Annotated in this window: 24 protein-coding genes, 1 tRNA gene and 1 pseudogene; 19 read left to right on the top strand and 7 right to left on the bottom strand. The window is 67.0% G+C overall.

Going from position 1 to position 20,164, the window contains the following annotated elements; all coding sequences use genetic code 11:
- Window positions 1-20: 20 nt before the first annotated feature.
- Complete coding sequence (locus AB0J76_RS01005) at window positions 21-482, top strand: NUDIX domain-containing protein (protein ID WP_352323931.1); 462 nt, start codon at window positions 21-23, stop codon at window positions 480-482.
- 78 nt (window positions 483-560) lie between these two features.
- Here the strand turns inward: AB0J76_RS01005 and AB0J76_RS01000 are convergent, their stop codons facing one another.
- The gene (locus tag AB0J76_RS01000; protein WP_352323930.1) at window positions 561-1,196 is read right to left on the bottom strand and encodes a histidine phosphatase family protein; all 636 of its coding nucleotides are present in this window, start codon (window positions 1,194-1,196) and stop codon (window positions 561-563) included.
- Window positions 1,197-1,334: 138 nt separating this feature from the next.
- On the opposite strand from AB0J76_RS01000, the gene pyrH reads away from it, so the two are divergent.
- The 4 genes from pyrH (at window position 1,335) to AB0J76_RS00980 (ending at window position 3,532) form a co-directional block, all read left to right on the top strand.
- Window positions 1,335-2,048 carry a UMP kinase gene (pyrH, locus tag AB0J76_RS00995; RefSeq protein ID WP_352323929.1) on the top strand — a complete coding sequence of 238 codons (714 nt, stop codon included), beginning with the start codon at window positions 1,335-1,337 and terminating at the stop codon, window positions 2,046-2,048.
- Window positions 2,049-2,064: 16 nt separating this feature from the next.
- Window positions 2,065-2,358, top strand: a complete 294-nt coding sequence (locus AB0J76_RS00990) for a hypothetical protein (protein WP_352323928.1) — start codon at window positions 2,065-2,067, stop codon at window positions 2,356-2,358.
- A 34-nt stretch (window positions 2,359-2,392) separates the two neighbouring features.
- On the top strand, window positions 2,393-2,944 hold the full coding sequence (locus AB0J76_RS00985; RefSeq protein ID WP_352323927.1) for an SMI1/KNR4 family protein: 552 nt from the start codon (window positions 2,393-2,395) through the stop codon (window positions 2,942-2,944).
- A 333-nt stretch (window positions 2,945-3,277) separates the two neighbouring features.
- Window positions 3,278-3,532 (top strand): hypothetical protein, encoded by a 255-nt coding sequence (locus tag AB0J76_RS00980; RefSeq protein WP_352323926.1) that lies wholly within the window; start codon window positions 3,278-3,280, stop codon window positions 3,530-3,532.
- Window positions 3,533-3,633: 101 nt separating this feature from the next.
- Here the strand turns inward: AB0J76_RS00980 and AB0J76_RS00975 are convergent, their stop codons facing one another.
- Window positions 3,634-3,912, bottom strand: a complete 279-nt coding sequence (locus AB0J76_RS00975) for a hypothetical protein (protein WP_352323925.1) — start codon at window positions 3,910-3,912, stop codon at window positions 3,634-3,636.
- 468 nt (window positions 3,913-4,380) lie between these two features.
- Between AB0J76_RS00975 and AB0J76_RS00970 the strand changes: the two genes are divergently transcribed.
- From AB0J76_RS00970 to AB0J76_RS00960, 3 genes are all read left to right on the top strand, one after another.
- Entirely contained in the window at window positions 4,381-5,046 is a 666-nt protein-coding gene (locus tag AB0J76_RS00970) for a hypothetical protein (protein WP_352323924.1), read from the top strand.
- 643 nt (window positions 5,047-5,689) lie between these two features.
- Entirely contained in the window at window positions 5,690-6,316 is a 627-nt protein-coding gene (locus AB0J76_RS00965) for a hypothetical protein (RefSeq protein WP_352323922.1), read from the top strand.
- 318 nt (window positions 6,317-6,634) lie between these two features.
- Window positions 6,635-7,252 carry a hypothetical protein gene (locus tag AB0J76_RS00960; RefSeq protein ID WP_352323920.1) on the top strand — a complete coding sequence of 206 codons (618 nt, stop codon included), beginning with the start codon at window positions 6,635-6,637 and terminating at the stop codon, window positions 7,250-7,252.
- Between the two features lie 238 nt (window positions 7,253-7,490).
- Here the strand turns inward: AB0J76_RS00960 and AB0J76_RS00955 are convergent, their stop codons facing one another.
- Window positions 7,491-7,727: a hypothetical protein gene (locus tag AB0J76_RS00955; protein WP_352323919.1), complete on the bottom strand. Its 237-nt coding sequence runs from the start codon at window positions 7,725-7,727 to the stop codon at window positions 7,491-7,493.
- Window positions 7,728-7,890: 163 nt separating this feature from the next.
- On the opposite strand from AB0J76_RS00955, the gene AB0J76_RS00950 reads away from it, so the two are divergent.
- Window positions 7,891-8,517, top strand: coding sequence for a DUF6518 family protein (locus AB0J76_RS00950; RefSeq protein WP_352323918.1), 627 nt, complete (start codon window positions 7,891-7,893; stop codon window positions 8,515-8,517).
- Between the two features lie 229 nt (window positions 8,518-8,746).
- Entirely contained in the window at window positions 8,747-8,920 is a 174-nt protein-coding gene (locus tag AB0J76_RS00945; protein ID WP_352323917.1) for a methyltransferase domain-containing protein, read from the top strand.
- A gap of 329 nt (window positions 8,921-9,249) precedes the next feature.
- Here the strand turns inward: AB0J76_RS00945 and AB0J76_RS00940 are convergent, their stop codons facing one another.
- Window positions 9,250-9,582 (bottom strand): hypothetical protein, encoded by a 333-nt coding sequence (locus AB0J76_RS00940; RefSeq protein ID WP_352323916.1) that lies wholly within the window; start codon window positions 9,580-9,582, stop codon window positions 9,250-9,252.
- A gap of 208 nt (window positions 9,583-9,790) precedes the next feature.
- On the opposite strand from AB0J76_RS00940, the gene AB0J76_RS00935 reads away from it, so the two are divergent.
- The 5 genes and pseudogenes from AB0J76_RS00935 (at window position 9,791) to AB0J76_RS00915 (ending at window position 13,052) form a co-directional block, all read left to right on the top strand.
- Window positions 9,791-10,330 (top strand): SMI1/KNR4 family protein, encoded by a 540-nt coding sequence (locus AB0J76_RS00935; RefSeq protein WP_352323915.1) that lies wholly within the window; start codon window positions 9,791-9,793, stop codon window positions 10,328-10,330.
- 17 nt (window positions 10,331-10,347) lie between these two features.
- Window positions 10,348-11,802 (top strand): replication initiator, encoded by a 1,455-nt coding sequence (locus AB0J76_RS00930; RefSeq protein ID WP_364388339.1) that lies wholly within the window; start codon window positions 10,348-10,350, stop codon window positions 11,800-11,802.
- Window positions 11,745-12,020 (top strand): helix-turn-helix domain-containing protein, encoded by a 276-nt coding sequence (locus AB0J76_RS00925; protein WP_352327957.1) that lies wholly within the window; start codon window positions 11,745-11,747, stop codon window positions 12,018-12,020. The genes AB0J76_RS00930 and AB0J76_RS00925 overlap by 58 nt, the downstream gene beginning before the upstream one ends.
- A pseudogene (locus tag AB0J76_RS00920) lies at window positions 12,020-12,382 on the top strand (site-specific integrase); the annotation flags it as partial. The gene AB0J76_RS00925 and the pseudogene AB0J76_RS00920, both read left to right, overlap by 1 nt.
- Before the next feature lie 448 nt (window positions 12,383-12,830).
- Window positions 12,831-13,052, top strand: coding sequence for a hypothetical protein (locus AB0J76_RS00915; RefSeq protein ID WP_352327964.1), 222 nt, complete (start codon window positions 12,831-12,833; stop codon window positions 13,050-13,052).
- Between the two features lie 150 nt (window positions 13,053-13,202).
- On the opposite strand, the gene AB0J76_RS00910 is transcribed toward AB0J76_RS00915, so the two are convergent.
- Window positions 13,203-13,276 (bottom strand) — tRNA-Gly (locus tag AB0J76_RS00910).
- 100 nt (window positions 13,277-13,376) lie between these two features.
- On the opposite strand from AB0J76_RS00910, the gene dcd reads away from it, so the two are divergent.
- From dcd to AB0J76_RS00895, 3 genes are all read left to right on the top strand, one after another.
- Complete coding sequence (dcd, locus tag AB0J76_RS00905) at window positions 13,377-13,952, top strand: dCTP deaminase (protein WP_352327958.1); 576 nt, start codon at window positions 13,377-13,379, stop codon at window positions 13,950-13,952.
- A gap of 236 nt (window positions 13,953-14,188) precedes the next feature.
- Window positions 14,189-14,806 carry a DUF47 family protein gene (locus AB0J76_RS00900; protein WP_106243913.1) on the top strand — a complete coding sequence of 206 codons (618 nt, stop codon included), beginning with the start codon at window positions 14,189-14,191 and terminating at the stop codon, window positions 14,804-14,806.
- A 5-nt stretch (window positions 14,807-14,811) separates the two neighbouring features.
- Window positions 14,812-15,816: an inorganic phosphate transporter gene (locus AB0J76_RS00895; RefSeq protein ID WP_352327959.1), complete on the top strand. Its 1,005-nt coding sequence runs from the start codon at window positions 14,812-14,814 to the stop codon at window positions 15,814-15,816.
- 11 nt (window positions 15,817-15,827) lie between these two features.
- Here AB0J76_RS00895 and mshD read toward each other — a convergent pair whose 3' ends face one another.
- On the bottom strand, window positions 15,828-16,724 hold the full coding sequence (mshD, locus tag AB0J76_RS00890) for a mycothiol synthase (protein WP_352327963.1): 897 nt from the start codon (window positions 16,722-16,724) through the stop codon (window positions 15,828-15,830).
- A 119-nt stretch (window positions 16,725-16,843) separates the two neighbouring features.
- Here mshD and AB0J76_RS00885 point away from each other — a divergent pair, with 119 nt between their 5' ends.
- On the top strand, window positions 16,844-18,664 hold the full coding sequence (locus tag AB0J76_RS00885) for a bifunctional metallophosphatase/5'-nucleotidase (RefSeq protein ID WP_352327960.1): 1,821 nt from the start codon (window positions 16,844-16,846) through the stop codon (window positions 18,662-18,664).
- Window positions 18,665-18,716: 52 nt separating this feature from the next.
- Here the strand turns inward: AB0J76_RS00885 and AB0J76_RS00880 are convergent, their stop codons facing one another.
- Window positions 18,717-20,057, bottom strand: coding sequence for a HAMP domain-containing sensor histidine kinase (locus AB0J76_RS00880; RefSeq protein ID WP_352327961.1), 1,341 nt, complete (start codon window positions 20,055-20,057; stop codon window positions 18,717-18,719).
- Window positions 20,058-20,164 lie beyond the last annotated feature (107 nt).

Here is a 20,164-nt window from a genome sequence, read left to right as displayed (position 1 = left end):
CGAATCGTATGATCCGTCTCATGCCGATCCCCCGAGCGGTCGCCGTGGTCGTCGACGGCGCCCGGGTCCTGGTCATCAAGCGGTTCTTCCGGCGCGGCCCCGGCGTCGCCTGCGGCATCTGCACCGCCAAAGGCCGGCAAGGGCAGCAGTGTCCCGGGCACCACTACGCGCTGCTCCCCGGCGGCCACGTGGAGGACGGCGAGTCGCCGGAGAGCGCCGCGGTGCGCGAGCTCCACGAGGAGACGACTCTCACCGCGACGATCGACCGGTTGCTCTTCACCGGCTCGCACAACGGCCGGCCCGCCTTCTATTTCCTCATGCGGGACGTGATCGGCGTCCCGTCGCTCTCCGGCGACGAAGCCGTGGATCACGGGCCGGACAACACCTTCGAGCTCATCTGGGCGAGCGCCGCCGAGTTCGGGCAACTGGACCTCTACCCCGCCGACGTGCGCGCGCCACTCACCCAACTGCTCCACACCTGACCCCGCGCCCGGAACCGTAACGCGGCCGGCGGGACACCCGACGACGCGCCGCCTGACCTCCAGCCCCGGGCACGGCGATCATCCCGGAGCCGCAGTGCCTCCCTCGTTGAAGCGCACGAGCGTCCACCTGGGCGGCGGCCACTGTGTCGGCTCCTCGTCGGTGACCCATTCCGTCACCGAGGCCGGGGACACCTTGAGGTCGAAGGACCGGTAGACCGGCAGCAACCCGAGGGCGTTGAACGAGATCTCGACCGTCTCGGCGTGCCCGACCACGATGACGGTCTCGCCGCGGTGCCGGTGGGCGAGGTCGGTGATGGTGCGGCTGGTGCGGGTCACCATCTCGGCCCAGGTCTCGTTGCCCTGCTGCCAGGGACGGTAGATGCCGCCGCCTTCGATGTCGAGGCGCCGGAACTCCGCGTGGGTGAGCCCGTCCGCCTCCGGCGGGGTGTGCCACGTACAGAGCCCGCAGTCCTGCGACGAGGGCCGGCCGGTCGCCGTCGCGATCGCGGCGGCTGTCTGCACGGCGCGGGGCAGGGGCGAGGAGTAGATCGTCGTCGTGTCGTCGCCGATCTCCGCGGTGATCTGCCGTCCGAGCTGTGCCGCTTGCCGACGTCCGGTGTCGGTGAGGCCGCGGCATCCCTTCGGGCCGCCTATCACGCCCTCCCGCTTGTGCAGGGAGTCCCCATGGCGCACGAAGAACATCCGGGTTCGCATGCGGTGGATCATGCCAAAGGTTGGCCGTCGAGGCATGTGCGGTCGGGATGCTCCTGGGGAGGTCGCGCCTCGTATTCTTGATCGGGTCGCCGAGGGCGCGGCCGTGAAGGGAACGGGATGAGTCGTTACTCACGGGTCGTGGTCAAGCTGAGCGGCGAGGCACTTGCGGGAGACGCCGGTTGGGGAACCGATCCGGCCAGTCTCGCTCAGCTGGCGGATGAGATTCTCTCCGTCAGTACGTTGGGCGTCGAGGTCGCCGTGGTCATCGGCGGCGGCAACTACTTCCGCGGCCGGATGGCCGACGGCTGGGGGATAGGCCGCGCCGAGGCCGACAACATCGGCATGCTCGGCACGGTGATGAACGCGTTGATGTTGCGTGGGGTGCTCACCGCGCGGTCGCGGACGGATGTGCGGGTGATGACGGCGGTGCCGATGCAGAGCGTCGCCGAGCCGTTCATCCGGCTGCGCGCCGACCGGCACCTTCGCCGCGGGCTGATCGTCCTGCTCGCCGGCGGCATCGGCCAGCCGTACGTCACGACGGACTATCCGGCTGTTCAGCGGGCTCTGGAGCTTGAAGCCGACGCGCTGCTGGTCGCCAAGCGCGGCGTCGACGGGGTGTACGACAGCGACCCGAACGTGAACCCGGACGCCAAGCGGTACACCAACCTCACCTACCGCGAAGCTCTGGCGGCCGGGGTGCGGGTGATGGACGAGAGCGCCTTCGTGCTCGCCAATGAGCAAGGGCTTCTCATGCACGTGTTCGACGTGGCGGCGACGGGCGTGATGAAGGCGATCTGCCAAGGAGAGGACGTGGGAACGAGAATCACCCGGGATCCGGATTCCTCCAGATAGCCACTTCAGGTGGGCAATGAACGAGCAGGTGGCGGCTGAGATCGCAGAGGAGTACCTGTCACGGTGGCGTCGTGTCGCTGTCCATGACGAACTCGCTCTCATGGAGGAGAACGACGACAAGGACTGGGTGAATGTCACCGGAAAGGACGGGAGCAGCTACAAGATACTTTTCTACGTGCTTCCCGAGGCCGATCGGGCACTCCGCCTGGTCGTCGCGGTGAACGATCGTGTGCCCCGTCCGAATGTCGCTCCCGTGACGCGGACCGCAGTCATGCGCCCGGATGGCACGTACACGGCCGTCCGTCCATGAAGATCTGTCGTGGGCAGATGGCAGGATCACCGTCGTGACGGACAGCGATGATCTCCTTCGGCGTGTGTCGGCGAAGGCGGGCGCGACCGCGGAGCACCTGCCTCCTCCCGCGACGGCGGAGGAGGTGGCACAGGCCGAACGCATCCTGGGCTTCCGACTCCCGCCGGTGCTCACCCGGCTCTACCGCGAGGTGGCCAACGGCGGCTTCGGCCCCGATTACCAGCTTCTCCCGCTCGCGGGAGAAGGACGCACCGCCGTGACCGAATACCGCGAGGTCCGGGAGACGTCAGGGCCCGGCGGTGACGCGCACTGGCCGGCGGACGTGCTGCCCGTCCTGGACTGGGGGTGCGGCATGTACGCCGCCGTGGACTGCCGCAGCCCCGAGGGCGCCGTCCTCCTCTTCGAACCGAACGGGATCGGCGATGACTGGCACCACGCCTGGTATGTCGACTCCGAGAGCCTGACCGACTGGCTGGAGACCTGGCTCTCGGAAACGGGCTGGTACGAAGAGGACGCCGACGAAGACGCCGACGAAGACGGCGAGATGCGGCCATGGGAGTCCGCTCAACAGCGGCTGGCAGAATGATGCGCTCTTCCCCGGAACTGCGGGTGCAACCGTCGGAGGGCTCTGGCCTGGAGACTCGTTCTCCGTACACGTCCGCTGGGTGCCGCCGCCGTTCGTCCGCCGGCCAGGAGACCAAAGCGGTTGCGCTGCGAGGAACCAGCGGCACATCATCTGAACAGTGGCTGTCCTGCCTGACCCCTTGCCCCTGTTCCTCGACTGCGGCTGTCCGGACATCCACCACTGCCCGCGAGCCGGGGAAGCCGAGTGTCCCCGGCACAGCGGTTTCGGTGCTTGCTGCGACGCGCTTGAGCAGCACACCTCGGTTCGTGCCACCACCAGCCATGAGGAGACTCCGTGACAGAGGAAAGGGAAGTGCCCGTGGGCCAGGCCCTGAACGGCCTCGACGTCTACCCGCTTCCCGAAGGATGGACCGCTCTGGGGGCGATAGTCCTCGTGAAGTGTCTCGACGAGGAAGGCCATTCCTCATGGGCCTTCAGAACCACGGACGGGCTCAGCGACGAGGAACTCCTCGGCGCCCTCACCGTCCGAACCGACCTCCTCCGCCGCAAGCTGTACGAGGCATACACAGGCGACGAGGACGACGAATAAACCAGGGCTTCTTCCGGCGACGCGCTATTTCGGGCGTGGCCTTGTGAGCTCGCAGAGGAAGCGCTGAAGGCCCCCGGGACGGGCATCGGCAGGCGATTCGACTACGTCCGCCGACGAAGGAAGGCCAGCGGAACGCACGTCAATGTGGTGATGGCCATCAGCGCCAAGCAGGGGAGTGCGTCGATTCGAATGTTCATCTCCGGCTGGTAGGTGTTCATGTACCACTCGTCCAACGCAGCCAGGAGCCAGGCGCCTGCCGGCCACAGGAGATAGTGCGCGTGCCGCTGCGTGCGTCGAAACGCCAAGAACAAGGCCACGAAGACGACTCCGCCCACTGTCAGGGGGATCGTCTGATAAAGCATTCCGATCAGCTCGGCCACGTGAGCACCTCAATATGTAGGTGAAGCTCCGCCACTATAGGTATTTGCGACGCCGCGCGCATCTCCAATTTCAGACGCTCCCGTCGGCCGCCGTTCCGCCTCAAGGGGAGGCGGGCCTTCGTCACGGGGGAGAGGTGGAGTGTCCCAGATCTGCTCGGTCTGTCCCCGGACGATGACGGGATGATCCGGCATCTACCTCTCCCACCTACGCCCCCCCAGTGACTCCAGCACGTCCTTGCGTCGCTCTGGCCACTGCACCGGCTGTTTGCCCGGATGTCCTTCCTCCATGAGCGCCAAGCTACTGGGGTCTGCCGATGTTCGGCTGTCATGGGCGTGGTGGTCAGCGACGAGGACCCGGTAACGGCCCTTGGCGATCATCCATGAGCCGGAGCGCCCGAGTCGGAGGCGCAGAAGGGAGCCGACGTCTGCCTCTCCCCGCGGTAGGAAGCATCATTTAAAGTGCCTCTTGTGATCACTGTTCGTGCGCTTTTCGCCGCCAGTTTCTTATGCGGAGTGCTCCTCGTACCGGTTCCTGCTGCGGCTGAAAGCTCTCCCAAGCCGCTGCCTCCGGATCGACTCAAAGCGGCCCTGCTTCTGCCGGAGGACCTTGGCATCGGCTTCGTACGTCACGCGAGCTGGAAAAGAGAACCGCATCGGTATGACATAGTCACCCGCTCGAAGGCGTGCACCAGGGCGGTTAAGGGCGTTCTTCCGCTCTATCGAGCCAAGGCCGCGACCTGGTTGAGGAAGGAAGACGGGTGGGAGGGGGTGAGCGAGTACATCGTGAGCGGTACTCGCGGCAAGATCTCCGCCTTGGAGCGGGCGGCCAAAGTGATGGTCCGCGACTGCAATGGCGTCACGGTTACTACGGACGCCACCAAAGACACGATCCGCAAGCTATCGGTCGGCAGGCTCGGCGACGCTTCCTATGGGCTCAAGCTCCGCAGTGGGTTCCCGGGCAGGAACCTGGACAAGGAGTCGATGGTGGCGATCGACATCGTGATTACCAGGGTGGGGAACACGGTGATCGCACTGGAGCACGATGGACACGTGGGCCAGTTTGATCCCGCGCTCACCAGGTCTGCCGCGCAGACAGCCACGAGCCGCCTCCTGGAAGCTCTAAAGGCTTCCTAGCAAACCTTCCGCGGCGAGGCGGCGCAGTGAGGCGGGTTCCTTTTGATTCGGCGGGGAGCGCCGCCCTTAACACCCATGAGAACAACTCGGCAATTTGGCAGCCCGGCAAGTACGCGTGTTGCGCTCAGTCGAGCAGGTCAGGACGGTGGTTAATCAGGGCATGCGGGCGGTTACGAAACGTTGGTAGAACTCTTCGCCTCGGCGGACGTGAACTATGCCGAGGTCTATGTGTGCGTCGGCGACTCGCACGGGGGCGTTGGAAGGTGCCGTCCGGGCGGGTGTGCGCCTGGCTGGTTTCGCGGGCGCGGTCGTCGTCGGCGCGTCACGTTCAGCAGGTGGCGGCGTAGAAGACCCACTTGGCGTGGTCAAAGACGAAGTGATGGTCCGGGTGATCGGGCCCGGGCAGATTGGTAAGGACTTCGGCCTTCGGGTAAGTGCGCGGTCAGCTTCGCGGCGGTCGCCGATTCGGGCCAGCCCGGGCGCCTCTTGCCTGGTGGGGTTGGAGCATGGCGCTGCTGGGGCGGCCTGGCGGCTCGTATGCACTCCGCTCGCTCTACTCGGGCTTCTACCTCATGGCCGCCGGAGAGTGATTCGCCCTCGAAAAGGTTGGACAACCCCTCTGTGCGGACAACAAGATTTCGGCATGGGAACCGACATCCATGGATTCATCGAGTGCCGCACATGGGCTCCCGGACTCGATGTCGGTGAGACCGCTTGGTGTGCTGCTCTCTCGCTGAAGACGTTGGTTGGCAGAGACTATGAAGCCTTCGATTGCATCTTCGGGGTTCGCAGCTCAGGCCACTGGCGACCGATAGCGGCCGATCGCGGGCTCCCTCAGGATGCGTCGGAGACCACCAAAGCGGGTTTGGCGGAATGGGGGGAAGCCGCCTTCGGTGTCACGTGGTTGAACTGGGATGAGGTCACCGCGATCGACTGGGATGAACCCGCGCTTCACCCGACCAACGTAGCCCAGTATCGGCTGCTTCCCGATCAGAGCCTAGAACTCGTTCACCGCTCAGTGTGGAGCCGTAGGTTCGCTCGGGTAAGTGGCGTGGACACCTTGACGGTCGATCCTTGTCAGGTTGCTGTGCAGTGGAATGAAGGCGCCGAGTGGAGGGACAAAGACACCGTCTTCCGCGTTGAGCGTGCCACGCGCCGCCAGGCCGTACCGCCTGACAGCCTCTGGCACGGGGTATGGACAGTCATGCGTACGCTCGCGCGCGTCCACGGAGATGATGCTGTCCGCTTGGTGGTCTGGTTCGAGGAGTAGGCGCTCCGGCATGCCGGACAACGCTTTCGTGCTTGGAGCGGGTGACGGAAATCGAACCCGCGCTGTCAGCTCCGGAATAGGCAACTGATCTTGCGGTCCTGAGTTGGATGGACGAGGGTGCAGGCCAAGGCGGGTCGAGTGACCGTGAGTCTCCGTGATTCACCGCCGAGCGCCGCCCGTTCTGGCACGGATCTAACGCGCGATCGATGCCTCTGTGTTCTGGCATTGTCGGTCGAAGCTGGCAGCATGCAGCCTCATGGACGTGGACGACTTCAGGCCCTCCTCCAGTGGCCGGCCCCCACATGGGGAGTGCAGATCATGACCGAGGATGAAATCTTCGAAGCGATACGGTCAGACGCTGGGCCCGATGTCCTACCGGTGGCCTCGCCCGAGGCTGTCGCCGAGGCTGAAGACGCCATCGGTTACCCGCTCCCTTCGCTGCTGCGACGGTTGTATCTGGAGGTGGGGAACGGAGGTTTCGGTGCTCGCGGTGGCATCATCGGTGTACGGGGCTATGAGTTCTGGCGAAGCGACATCTACGCGGACATCACTGAGTCGGCTCTGGCGTTTCGTACTGATCCTTGCGACCCACGGCCGGGCATGATCCAGTTGTTGGACTGGGGATGTGCGATCGCGTCACTTGTGGATTGCAGTGATCCCCAAGGGGCGATGTGGGGATGGGACCCCAATTTGTGCTGCTTGGATCATGCGCTCTTTCCGCAGGACATCACCTTCGCGTCGTGGCTCGCCGAGTCGATCGGCCGCGATTTCGACGAACCGTTCTATGACGGTTACTTCGAGCTCTCGCCGCAAGAGGAGGAAGAGATCGCGGTGAGTCCCATCGGAGAAGAGGGGGAACCGTGCAGGTGGTCGCCGATTGTATGGGTGAAGGGCAGGAAGGCCGGCATCTGGGAGCGCCGCCACACGTCCGAATGACTGACGGGTTGGCTTCGTAAGCAGCGCGGGGCCCAGTTCAGGAGGGGCGCTTCCGCCACGAGCTGGGCCATCACGCTGAGAGCGGTGACGGGAATCGAACCCGCGCTGTCAGCCTGGGAACTGCATCGATCACGGTCTGTCGGGGTGCTGAGCTGGTCCAGAGTCATCGTGGTTGACCCCTCATGACCCCTCTTAATGGCCCGCCCATGGACCGATCGTCAGGCTCCGGCCTGTCGCTCTACCACTGCTTTCCCTCCGCCGAGCGCTGTTCCTGCATCGCGTCGATGGAGTCGCTGATGGCGCGCAGCAGAGCCAGGGCCTGCGCCGCGCGCACCTCCCCAGTGTGATCATCCCGTCTGCTGTCGACCATCGAGAACGGGAAGTGGCGCTGGTCTGCTCGTCCCTGGGCGATGGTGGGCGGGGGATGATCAGGCACCTCAGCAACCGCGGCCCCAGCACCCGTCGTGGTGATCATGCGTTACGAGCACCTAACAGAACGATGTACATCATCGTGCCGGCTTGTGAGTGGGGATCTTGCGGTGACGACGTGATCATCGACCAGACACAGCATGTACAGCTTGCATATAGAGTTGCGACCCGCCGGTATCCAGCGAGGGAAGACAGGGGGGCTCTTCCTGATGAGCAGCCGCTTCGGGCCGATCGCAAAGCTCAGCGGTTGGTGGACATCCGCACTGCTGGCGGGCCTGGGATTCGGTGTTGTCACCAATCTCGCCCAGGGCTGGCTTCCAGGTGCCTGGAACCAGGTCGCCAACTCCGGTGCTGTCTGGTGTGTCCCGGCGTTCGTCGTCGGCGCCCTGCTTGCCGGCCGGGCGTCAGCGCGGTCAGCCGCCGTCGCCGGCCTGTGTGCCTCGGTCGGCCTGGTCGTTGGGTATTACGGGTACGCGGAGTTCGGCCGTGACGGCATGGGCAGCGTCATCTATCCGCTGGTGTGGCTTGTGATGGCGGTCATCAGCGGCCCGTTGTTCGGTGTGGCGGGGCTGTGGTGGCGGAACGGACGCACCATCCGTAACCGTGTCATCGGGCTCGCCGCGCTGGGAGGTGTCTTCGGGATGGAGGGCATCTTGTATGCCTTCGTCCTGCATTACGCCCCGCAGGCATGGGTCTGTCTGGCCGTCCTGGTCCTTGCACCGCTGGTGATGGCACGTCGGCAAAGAGAGCGGATGCCGACCCTGCTGACGGCCCTGGCCCTCGCGCCACTGGCGTACTTGGTCGTCGGTTTCCCACTTCAGTACGTGACGGCATGAGGTGGATCGCAGGCCGCAGGCACAGTTGGGGCCGATCTCCTGGCCGACCACGCGCTTCAATTGGCTAGAGGTTCTCAGAGGGATCCGTCAACGGCTGCCCGGCAGGATAGACGCGTGGCCGTGAGGAACCGGAGGCGTTGGAACCACAACATCCATCACCACCCCCGCATCCTCCGATGCGATCCCTGGTGGTCCCCAGCACGCCCTCGACGTAGGTTGCGGCGAGGGCATGCTCGCCCGCGAACTGCGGCGGACCGTGCCGAGTGTCACTGCCATGGACCTCGACGCGCCCAGCATCGACCAAGCCCGCGAGCACCCGGATGACGTCGACTACATCCTCGGTGATTTCCTGACTGCCCCCTTCGAGCCCGCCTCGTTCGACGTCATCGCATCCGTGGCATGACGGTGACAGAGGCTCTTGACGTCCGACTTGGTGATCGGCCACGACTAGCGCGAAGGCGAGCGGAGGGTTGGGGGTCGAAGGGGGCGGAGCCCCCTGGGAGGCGCTGCCTGAAGCTCAAAGGCGCGAAGCGCCCATCGAGGGCGTAAGGCCGAGCAGTTTGGAGCGGGTGACGGGAATCGAACCCGCGCTGTCAGCTTGGGAACTGCATCGATCACGGCCTCTTGGGGCGCTGAGCTGGGCAGCGAGCTGGTCCCGAGTGACCGTGGTTGACCCCTCATCCCTCTTAATGGCCTGCTAATGGCCCGGTCATCAGCCTCCAACCTGCCGCTCTACCATTGCTTCCCCTCCGCCAAGCGCTGTTCCCGCATCGCGGCGATCGAGTCGCTGATGGCGCGCAGCATAGCCCGAGCCTGATCGCGTTCAACGCCCATGCGGGTCTGGAAATCCCAGTCGTCAAGGTGGACGCCGTTACAGACCTCGTTGAGAGCATTGTTGATCGCGAGGGCGTCGTCCGGCCCCAGGTTCACGGTGATCACTTCGGTGGTCGCACTAACGATTTCCACGAGCGCATTGTGCATGTTGAGGTGCACTGCGCGCATCTCCCCTGTCTGATCATCCCGTCTGCCGTCGGCCCGTCCGAAGGGGAAGCGGGCCAGGGCCACGGGGACAAGGTGGAGCCCCCAACTGGAGGAACGACCTTGGCCCCGTGGCCCTGGCCTGCTCGGCTTGTCCCGGGTCGATGGTGGGCGGGATGATCAGGTTCCCACCTCAGCCACCTACGACCTCACTCTCACCACGGCGATCATCCCGGAGCCGGAAGCCCCCGCCGGAGGCATGGTTTTGACAGTGCACGTCGTTACAGTCGGACGCGTGGCTTACGACCCGACAGCGCTCGATCGGCTCAGTTCCCTCGTTCCCCCGCCCGCCTCACCGATCTTTGGTGCACGTAGCTGGGATGAAGTCTTTCGAGCTCTCGATCTCCGCCTTCCGCCCGACTACATCGCCTTCATGGACCGATACGGGGACTGCGAGTTCGCCCGATGGCTCTGTGTCTTCGATTTTCGGACGCTCACTGATGAGCAGTTCACTTACGTCCCAGAGTGGATGGACTATTACCGAGATCTCCGGGAGGACTCGCCCGAAGACTTCCGGCTCGCGATGTGGCCGGAACCAGAGGGCTTCTTGCAGTGGGGCAGCACCATCGACGGTGACGCCATGGGCTGGATGACGGTGGGTAAGCCTGAGGAATGGCCAATCATGATCGTCGCTCGACATGACGACGAGGATTCGCCGGTCCAGGAGACCATGACCGAGTGGCTGGTGGGCTGGGCCTCCGGAGGTCGGTTTGGTAGCTGGGCGTTCAGTGCCGAATCCGAAGAACACCCCCTGATCTGTGAGCCACGGGATTAGACGGAATCTCCACCCGCGTGGCCCGAGTGGCGGGCGCGCGCGAGAACGGCCCCCGGGCCGCACGCGCAGCGCGCGGCCCGCAAGGTCGGGCCGCGCGGCGGCGCGTGCGCCGCCGCCTTGACACCCACACCGGACAGTGGCAACTCATCGACGTCCCGTGCGGCTCCACGCTGGAGACCAAGTGCCCGCCGTGCGCCAAGCGCAACCGGCAACTCCGCATCGCCCAGTGCCACGAGGGCTGGCACCTCGACCACGAACCCACCGTCACCCCCGACGAGTCGACCGACGATCAACGATGGCTGGTCGAGTTCCGCGCCGATCTCCAGGCCCGGCGTGAGGAGGCCGAACAGCTCGGCGAGGACACCGCCGACTGGGATGCCGCCATCGCCGGTCTGGACGAGGAGATCAACGCAGCCGGGATGCGGGGGAGTGTTCTCGGCCGGACCGCTCGGAAGCGCACCCGCTCGACCCGGCGACGGCAGGACGCGCCGGACCTGCCCAAGCGCAAGATGGCCGACACCACCCTTGGCCGCACCTTCGCAGCCCCGGACGGCAAGGTCTACCGGTCCTCGCTCTTCGTCACCCTCACCCTGCCCTCCTACGGCAAGATTCGCGACGGCGTCCCGGTCGATCCCGACGCCTACGACTACGCGCGGGCCGCCCGCGATGCGCTGCACTTCTCCAAGCTGGTGGACCGGTTCGTGCAGAACCTGCGCCGGGTGGCGGGCTATGACGTGCAGTACTTCGGCACGGTCGAGCCACAGCAGCGTCTTGCTCCGCACCTGCACATCGCCATCCGGGGGACGCTGCCCCGCGCCGAACTTAAGCAGATCATTGCCGCGACTTACCACCAGGTGTGGTGGCCACCGGCCGACGAAGTCCGCTTCGACGGCGATCACTTGCCCTTCTGGCAGGACGGGGCCGGCTACCTCGACCCCGCCACCGGCGAGGTCCTGCCCACCTGGGACCAAGCCCTCGACCAGCTCGACGCCGACGAGGACGCCGACCCCCTCGACACCACCGCCGACAACCCGGCCCGCCGCGCGCACGCCGCTCGCCTCATCGAGGCCCTGCGCACCGAACCCTGCTCGCCCACCTGCGCCAACTGGCTGCGCTACGGCATCCAACCCAAGGGCGCCAAACCCGGAATGGCTCCGGGCCGCTGCCACGGCAAGGCCCACAAGCCCGACCACCTCGGCTACGCCGGACGCCGCGTCCTGGTCTCCCGCAAGTGGTCGAACAAAACGCTGGCCGAGCACAAGCAAGACCGCCGCACCTGGGTCCTGGAAGCCCTCGGCCAGAACGACGAGAAACCAGACCCACACCGCTACGTCTGGAGACCCGTCCCGGCCGGAGACGCCAACGTGCCGCCCCTGGCCACGCGCCTCCTCCGCTCCATCCGAGATCGCCAGCGATGGCGCGCTCATCTGAGACGGCTCGAAGAACTTTCGGCAAATCCGCAGGCAGCCTGAGAGGAGGAGATCTTGGACCAACTGTTCACCGTCCCGGAAGCGGCCGAACTGCTCAGCACTCGGTTCGCTTCGTCCGCCGACTGATCGCCGAACGCCGGATCGAGTTCGTGAAGGTCGGGCGGCACGTCCGCATCCGAGAGTCCGCACTGATCGCCTTCGTCGTCGCTGGGACCGTCCCGCCTATGACGACCTTCGACGCAACCAGAAGGGCCGCCTGATGGCGAACAAGGACAACCACCGTCGTTTCGGCAACATCCGGAAGCGCGAGTCCGGGCGGTACCAGATCCGCTATCCCGGCCCTGACGGACGCATGCGGTCAGGCACTGAAACCTACGAGCGCAAGTCAGATGCAGAGCGGGCGCTGTCGCTCATCGAGGCCCAGATCATCAAGGGCGAATGGACGGACCCCGAGCGCGGCAAGGTCAAGCTCAAGGACTACGCCGAGACCTGGATCGCCCAGCGCCCCGGCCTGCGACCTCGCACGGTCGATCTCTATCGCTGGCTGCTCAAGAAGCACATCGCTCCGTATCTCGGCAACGTCCAGGTGGCCAAGATCTCTACCTCGTCCGTTCGGCAGTGGCGGGCAGACCTGCTCGGCAACGGCGTCTCGGTGGGGATGGCGGCCAAGGCATACCGGCTGCTTCGAGCGGTGCTGATGACCGCATGCGAAGACGACCGGCTCATTCCTCACAACCCGTGCCGGATTCGCGGGGCCGGCGACGAGCATGCCGCCGCACGCCCGGTGCTTTCCGTGGCCCAGGTCTTCGAGCTGGCTGGCCGGGTGGGCCTGCGGCCGATCGCAACGTGCGCAAGGTCAAGGACGGGGTCTATCGGCTGCGCTTCCAACGGCACGGCGAGATGCGCACGCATCCTGAGATCTTCATCACTCGCGCGGAAGCCGAACGGGCGCTGTGGAAGATGGGACGGGCGGCAAAGCGGACTCCATGCAGGACCGCCGGTTCCGTGCCATGGTCCTTCTGGCCACCTTCGCGAGCCTGCGTTGGGGCGAGGTCAGTGCGCTACGCCGGATGGACGTGGACCTCGACGCGCGTACGGTCCGAGTACGGGTGGCCTTCGTGGAGCGCTCGTCCGGCGGCCTGGTGCTCGGCCCGCCCAAGTCGAAAGCGGGACGGCGAACCGTGGGCATCCCGCAGAGCATCATCCCGATCCTGCGCGAGCACATGGACACCTACGTCAAGGACGAGCCGGGATCACTCATGTTCCCCGGGGCCAAGGGGCGCGGCCCGTGATGACGACGAGGGGGACGAGACGGCCGGAGCGCTGGTTCCCGCAGGATGATCAACGGCTAATGGCCCGCTAATGGCCCGAGAAGATCGAACAGCTCCAGACATGATCAAGGCCCGGGTTAGGATCGGATTCCTGACCTGGGCCTCAGTATGTGGAGCGGGTGACGGGAATCGAACCCGCGCTGTCAGCTTGGGAAGCTGATGTTCTGCCATTGAACTACACCCGCACGAACCGAAGTACGCGTCCCCCACTGTAGCGGAAACTTGCCCCCCAACAGCAAACCCAACGCCCCACCTTTTCCGGCCGGGACGGTAAGTTGGCTCATCGTGTTGCTATCTGACCGTGACATCCTTGCTGAGATCGACTCCGGCCGGCTCGCCCTAGACCCCTTCCATCAGGACATGATCCAGCCGTCCAGCATCGACGTACGGCTCGACCGCTACTTCCGTGTCTTCGAGAACCACAAGTACCCCCATATCGACCCCTCCGTCGAGCAGCCGGATCTCACGCGGATGGTCGAGCCGTCCGGTGACGAGCCGTTCATCCTGCATCCGGGGGAGTTCGTGCTGGCCTCCACCTATGAGGTGATCACGCTCCCCGACGACCTGGCCTCGCGGCTGGAGGGGAAGAGCTCGCTCGGACGGCTGGGCCTGCTGACGCACTCCACCGCCGGGTTCATCGATCCCGGTTTCAGCGGGCACGTCACGCTCGAGCTGTCCAACGTGGCGACCCTGCCCATCAAGTTGTGGCCGGGGATGAAGATCGGGCAGTTGTGCGTGTTCCGGCTCAGCTCGCCCGCCGAGCACCCGTACGGATCGGCCAAGTACGAGTCCCGGTATCAGGGGCAGCGGGGCCCGACTCCGTCCCGGTCGTTCAGGAACTTCCACCGGACGAGGATTTGAGTGAACAACAGGTGAACATTTAGGGAACGTCGCGGAAGGATGAGCCCTCCGCGCACCCCACAACAGGCCACGTCACCGGCCGGATTTCCCTGCAAAAAGCGGCCAAACTACTCCGGACGCCGGTGTCGCACAACATACGCAGGGTAGCCAGAAGGCGAAGGGGACATGAAGTTCGCATTTCGCCTGGTAACCCGTACCCTCTTCCACGGACCATCCCCGCACATCTGGAGAACGACGTGCGCCTGCGTCTCACGCCACGTGAGGACAGCTACTACGACCTGTTCGCCGACTCCGCGAACAACCTGGTCACGGCATCCCGTCTGCTGGTCGAGATCATCAGTGACGGATCGGACAGGGAAGCCCTGGCCGAGAAGATGCGCGCCTGCGAGCACGCCGGTGACGAACGCACCCATGCGATCATGAACCGGCTCAACGAGAGCTTCATCACTCCGTTCGACCGTGAGGACATCTACCGCCTCGCCTCCAACCTCGACGACGTGATGGACGCGATGGAGGCCGCCTCCGACCTCATCGTCCTCTACCAGATCGACCATCTCCCCAAAGACGTGGTCCGGCAGGTCGAGGTCCTGGAACGCGCCGCCGAGCTGACCGCAGAGGCGATGCCCCGGCTGCGTTCCATGAAGAACCTCAACGAGTACTGGATCGAGGTCAACCGCCTGGAGAACCAGGGTGACCAGGTCTACCGCAGGCTGCTGGCCAAGCTGTTCAGCGGCGAGTACGACGCGCTCACCGTCATGAAGATGAAGGAGGTCGTCGACGCCCTGGAGGAGGCCGCCGACGCCTTCGAGCACGTGGCCAACACCGTCGAGTCGATCGCGGTCAAGGAAAGCTAGGCCCAGTGGACCTCACGCTCGCCCTCGTCATCGGCGTGGTCGTCATCTCCCTGGCCTTCGACTACACCAACGGGTTCCACGACGCGGCGAACGCCATCGCGACCTCCGTCTCGACCCGGGCGCTCACTCCCAGGGCCGCGCTGTTCATGGCGGCGGCGATGAACTTCATCGGCGCCCACCTGGGCACTCAGGTGGCCCAGACCGTCGGAAAAGGGATCATCGACGCTCCCAACGGTCCGCACGGCCTGGTCGTCGTGGCCGCGGCGCTCATCGGCGCGATCGTCTGGAACCTGATCACCTGGTACTTCGGGCTGCCCTCCTCCTCCAGTCACGCGCTCATCGGCGGCCTGGTGGGCTCCGCGCTGGCCTCGGCCAGCGTGGTGCACTGGGACGGCGTCGTCGACAAGGTCGTCATCCCGATGATCCTGTCGCCGCTGATCGGGTTCAGCCTGGCCGCGTTGATCATGATCGCAATTTACTGGATCTTCCGCAACAGCCAGCCGGGCAGGACCAACCGCGGCTTCCGCTACGCGCAGACCGTCTCGGCCGCCGCCATGGCGCTCGGGCACGGCCTGCAGGACGCGCAGAAGACGATGGGCGTCATCTTCCTGGCGCTCACGGTCGGCGGGTACGCCAGCCCCGGCGAGGGGATCCCGCAGTGGGTCATCCTGAGCGCCGCCGGTGCGATCTCGCTCGGCACGTACGCCGGCGGGTGGCGCATCATGCGCACGCTCGGCCGGCGCATCATCGCGCTCGACCCGCCCCAGGGGTTCGCCGCCGAGTCGGCCGCGGCCACCGTCCTGTACGGAGCCGCGATCGGGTTCGGCGCGCCGATCTCCACCACCCACACCATCACCACGGCGATCATGGGCGTCGGCGCGACCAAGCGGCTGAGCGCCGTGCGGTGGGGCGTGGCCGGCAACATCGTGACCGCCTGGGTGCTCACCATCCCGGCGGCGGCCCTCGTGGCGGCGCTGGCCTACGGCGTCCTGCACCTGATGGTGGAGTAGGGCGCCGGGGGCTATCCGGCGGCGTACATCACGTCCACGTCCCAGCGGGCGAAGCCCAGGGACTCGTACAGCCTGATCGCGGCCGTGTTGGCCTCGTCCACGTAGAGCATCGCGTGGGCGAGGCCGCGCGAGCGCAGGTGGGTCAGACCGGCCAGGGTGAGCGCCCGGCCCAGGCCGGTGCCCTGCTGGGAGGGGTCGACGCCCACGACGTAGACCTCGCCGAGCGGCTCGTGGCCGTGCTCGGACGAGCCGTGGATCTTGGTCCAGTGGAAGCCGGCGAGCCGGTCGCCGCGTACGGCCAGGAAGAAGCCCTCGGGGTCGAACCAGGGCTCGCGCTCGCGCCGGTGCAGGTCGTCGAGCGTCCAGGCGCCCTGTTCCGGGTGGTGGGCGAAGGCGGCGGCGTTCACCTTGAGCCACGCCTCCTCGTCCTGACCCGGGACGAACGTGCGCAGCTCCACGCCCTCGGGAAGCGTGTAGGGCGGCAGCGGGGCGAACAGCGAGCGGCGCATCTGCCACAACGAGCGCACCCGGTCGAAGCCGAACGACGCCGCCAGCGCCCCGGCGCCGGCGTGGTCGCCGTGCGCCCACAGCCGCACCCTGCCGCCGGTCAGCTCCAGGACGGCCCGCAGCAGCCGCGTCCCGTGGCCCTGTCGCCGGTAGGCGGGATGGATGACCAGCTCCGCGCTCGGACCCTCGACCTCGTCGGTCGGGTCGACGTGCGCGTAGCCCGCGGGCGCGCCGTCGTCGGCGTGCAGCAGCAGCGAGCGGGCGCGGGGGTCGCCGCCGTACCGGAGATGGAGCATCACGTGCTCGTTGAGCGGGCGGACCCCGTCCGTCTCGGTCGCCGCCTCGACGATGCGGAGAACCTGGGAGACCTCGTCGTCGTCGAGCCGTTCGCAGATCTTCACATGTGCACCCACATAAGGAACTCTAGGCGTACCAATGGCGAACAATGCCATGGGCTGCCCCGGTCAATCGTTACCTTTGCGACATTCGTTGCATAGGGAGACGTCGTAACGTCCCTCTCATGACGTCACGCACCCTCCTCCGGCTGTGCACGGCCGGCGCCGCCACCGCGGCCGGGATCGCCCTGGCCATGGCGCCCGCGGTCGCCGCGACCAGCGGCTCGGCCGGTCACGGAACCGGTCACGGAAACGGCCATGGCGGGCCGACCGTCCCGGTCCGCCTGCTGAGCATCAACGACCTGCACGGCAACCTCGAACCGCCGTCGGGCTCCTCCAGCCGCATCCTCGACCCGGACGGCCCCCTCGTCGACGCCGACGGCTCGCTGACCGGGCTGCCCGGCGGCAAGTACTCGATCGCCGGCGGCGCGTCGTACCTGGCGACGTACGTCAAGCAGGCGCGCACCGAGAACACGCTGCTCGTGGCGGCGGGCGACCTGATCGGCGCGTCCCCGCTGATCTCGGCCGCCTACCACGACGAGCCCACCCTGGAGGTGCTCGGCTCGCTCGGACTCAACGCGACGGCCGCCGGCAACCACGAGTTCGACGAGGGGTACGCCGAGCTGCAGCGCCTCATGAACGGCGGCTGCCACCCGGTGGACGGCTGCTCGCCCGCCGGCCAGTGGAAGGGCACGGACTTCGACTTCCTCGCGGCCAACGTCCTCAAGGAGGGCACCGGCCAGTACGCCCTGTCGCCGTTCTACGTCAAGAAGATCAACGGCGTGCAGGTGGGCTTCATCGGCCTGGTGACGGCGACCACACCGACCATCGTCACCGCCGAGGGCATCAAGGGCCTGCAGTTCACCGAGGAGGTCGCCGCGGCGAACCGGGCCTCGGCCTACCTGGCGCGCAGGGGCGTCAAGGCGCAGGTCGTCCTGATGCACGAGGGCGACTCGACCACCCCGAACCAGAGTCCGGACGCGTGCTCGGCGAACACCGCCAACGCCGGCTCGCGCATCGCCAGGGAGCTGAATCCGCAGATCGACCTGGTCATCAGCGGCCACTCGCACCAGGCCTACATCTGCAAGACCAAGGACCCGGCGGGCCAGGACCGTTACTACACGCAGGGCTCGTCGTTCGGCCGCGTGCTGACCCAGATCGACCTGAAGGTCGACAAGCGCACCCGGGACGTGGTCCGCTCCTCGGTCACCGCGGACAACAAGGTCGTCGCCCGTACGGTCACCCCGGACCCGCAGGTCGAGGCGCAGATCCAGACATGGCGGACGCGCAGCGCCGAGGTGGCCAACCGCAGGATCGGCACGATCACCGGTGACATCAGCAACGTCGTCACCAACACCTCGGCCGCGACCACCCGGCCGGAGACGCCGCTCGGCGACCTCATCGCCGACTCCCAGCTGGAGGCGGCCAAGCCGGCGGGCGCGGAGATCGCGCTGATGAACCCGGGCGGCATCCGCACCTCGCTGACGTACGCGCAGTCGGGGGCCGAGGGCGACGGCGTCGTCACCTACGGCGAGGCGTTCGCCGTCCAGCCGTTCAGCAACATCGTGCAGGTGCGCACGTACACCGGCGCGCAGCTCAAGGCGCTGCTGGAGCAGCAGGTCTGGACGCCCAACCCGACGACGGGCGCGATCAACCACCGGCTGCTCCAGGTGTCGTCGTCGCTGACCTACACCTTCGACACCACCAAGCCGGTGGGGTCGCGCGTGTCGGACGTCAAGCTCAACGGCGCCCCCGTCACGGACACGCAGTCGATCAAGATCGCCGCGAACAACTTCCTGATGGGCGGCGGTGACGGCTTCTCGGTGTTCACGCAGAGCACGGACACGTGGAGCGGGCCGGTCGACCTCGACGCGTTCACGGCGTACCTGACCGCGCACTCGCCGATCAGCCCGTCGGCGGCCGACCGCATCAAGATGATCAAGTGATCCAGGGCCGGGGGTCCCGCCGTGCGGGACCTCCGGCTGCGTACGGCCGGTCTCAGTTCCGGTGCGGCGAGTCGGCGGATGGTTCCTGCTCGCGGTACAGCGGCAGGCTGGCCACCAGACGGGCGCCCGGTTCGTGGTCGGCGACCTTGAGCATGCCGCCGTGCGAGGCGCAGATCTCGCGGGACAGCGGCAGGCCCAGCCCGCTGCCGCCCTTCTCCTTCCGGCGGGCGTCCTCCAGCCGGGTGAAGCGTTCGAAGACGCGCTCGCGGTCGGCGGGCGGGATGCCGTCGCCGTCGTCGGTGACCGAGACGCAGACGTGGTCGCCCTCCACCCACACCCTGAGGTCGATCCGGTGCGCGGCGTGCCGGGTGGCGTTGTCCAGCAGGTTCGTCAGCAGCCGGTCGAGCTGGACGGGCGAGCCGAGGACGGGGGCGTGGGCGCACATGTCCACGACGATGGGGATCTTGCCGCCGGCGCGGCGGCGTACCTGCTCCTCGGCCAGGCGGCACATGTCCACGACGCGGCGGTCGGGGATGGCGCCGGCGTCCAGGCGGGCCAGCAGGAGCAGCTCGTCGATGATCCCGGTGAGACGTTCGGCGGCGGCCAGGGCGCGGGCGCCGGTGGCCGGCCAGTCGGTCTCGTCGGGGTAGGCGTTGGCGACCTCCAGCTGGGTGCGCAGGGCGGAGATGGGGCTGCGCAGCTCGTGGGAGGCGTCGGCGACGAAGCGGCGCTGGGTCTCGGCCGAGCGTTCGAGGCGGTCGAGCGTGTCGTTGGTGGTGGCGGCCAGGTCGGTGATCTCGTCACCGGTCTCGGGGACGGGCACGCGCCGGCTCAGGTCGCGGCCGGTGATCTCGGCGAGCTCGGCGCGGATGCGCTCGACCGGGCGCAGCGCGGAGGCGACCACGACCCAGGTGATGCCGGCGACGATCACCAGGGCGATGGGCGTGCCGAGGAACACCACGGCGTTCAGCCAGGACAGCGCCCGGTTGACGTCGCTGAGGGAGGAGGCGCCGTACACGGTGACGAGCCGGCCGTCGGGGGTGCGCACCTTCATCGCCATGATCAGGTACTGGGCCTCCTTCTCGTCCCTGAGGCCGGTGAGCGTGCTCTCGGCGCTGTAGAGGGTCTCCGGCTTGTCCACCCGCATGCCGGACAGCCGCTGGCCGTGGTGCAGGCCGGGGCTGGTGGCCAGCACGCGTCCGTCGGCGTCGACCACCTGCAGGAGCTGCACCCGGGCCGGGGCCTCCAGCGTCGCGGGCAGCTGCCCGGCGCGGGCCTCGCTGGCCACCCTGCGGACGGCCAGCTCCACCCGGGTCTCCACCAGCCCGTGCAGGTTGTCCGGCCCGAGGGTGAGGGCGAGCGCGCCCGTGACGGCCAGGACCACTGCCGCCACCAATGTCGCGAGCGTGGTCAGGCGCCCGCGGATCGAGCGGGGAAAGAGCCTTTTCGCCATCCCCTGAGACCTACCCATGGAGACCTGAACGGGGAAAACGCCGGATC

Origin of the sequence: Nonomuraea sp. NPDC049624, assembly GCF_040675255.1 — a bacterium.
Classification (GTDB): Bacteria; Actinomycetota; Actinomycetes; order Streptosporangiales; family Streptosporangiaceae; genus Nonomuraea.
Note: the sequence above shows the minus strand (reverse complement) of the source record. Positions and strands in the feature narration are given on the sequence as shown.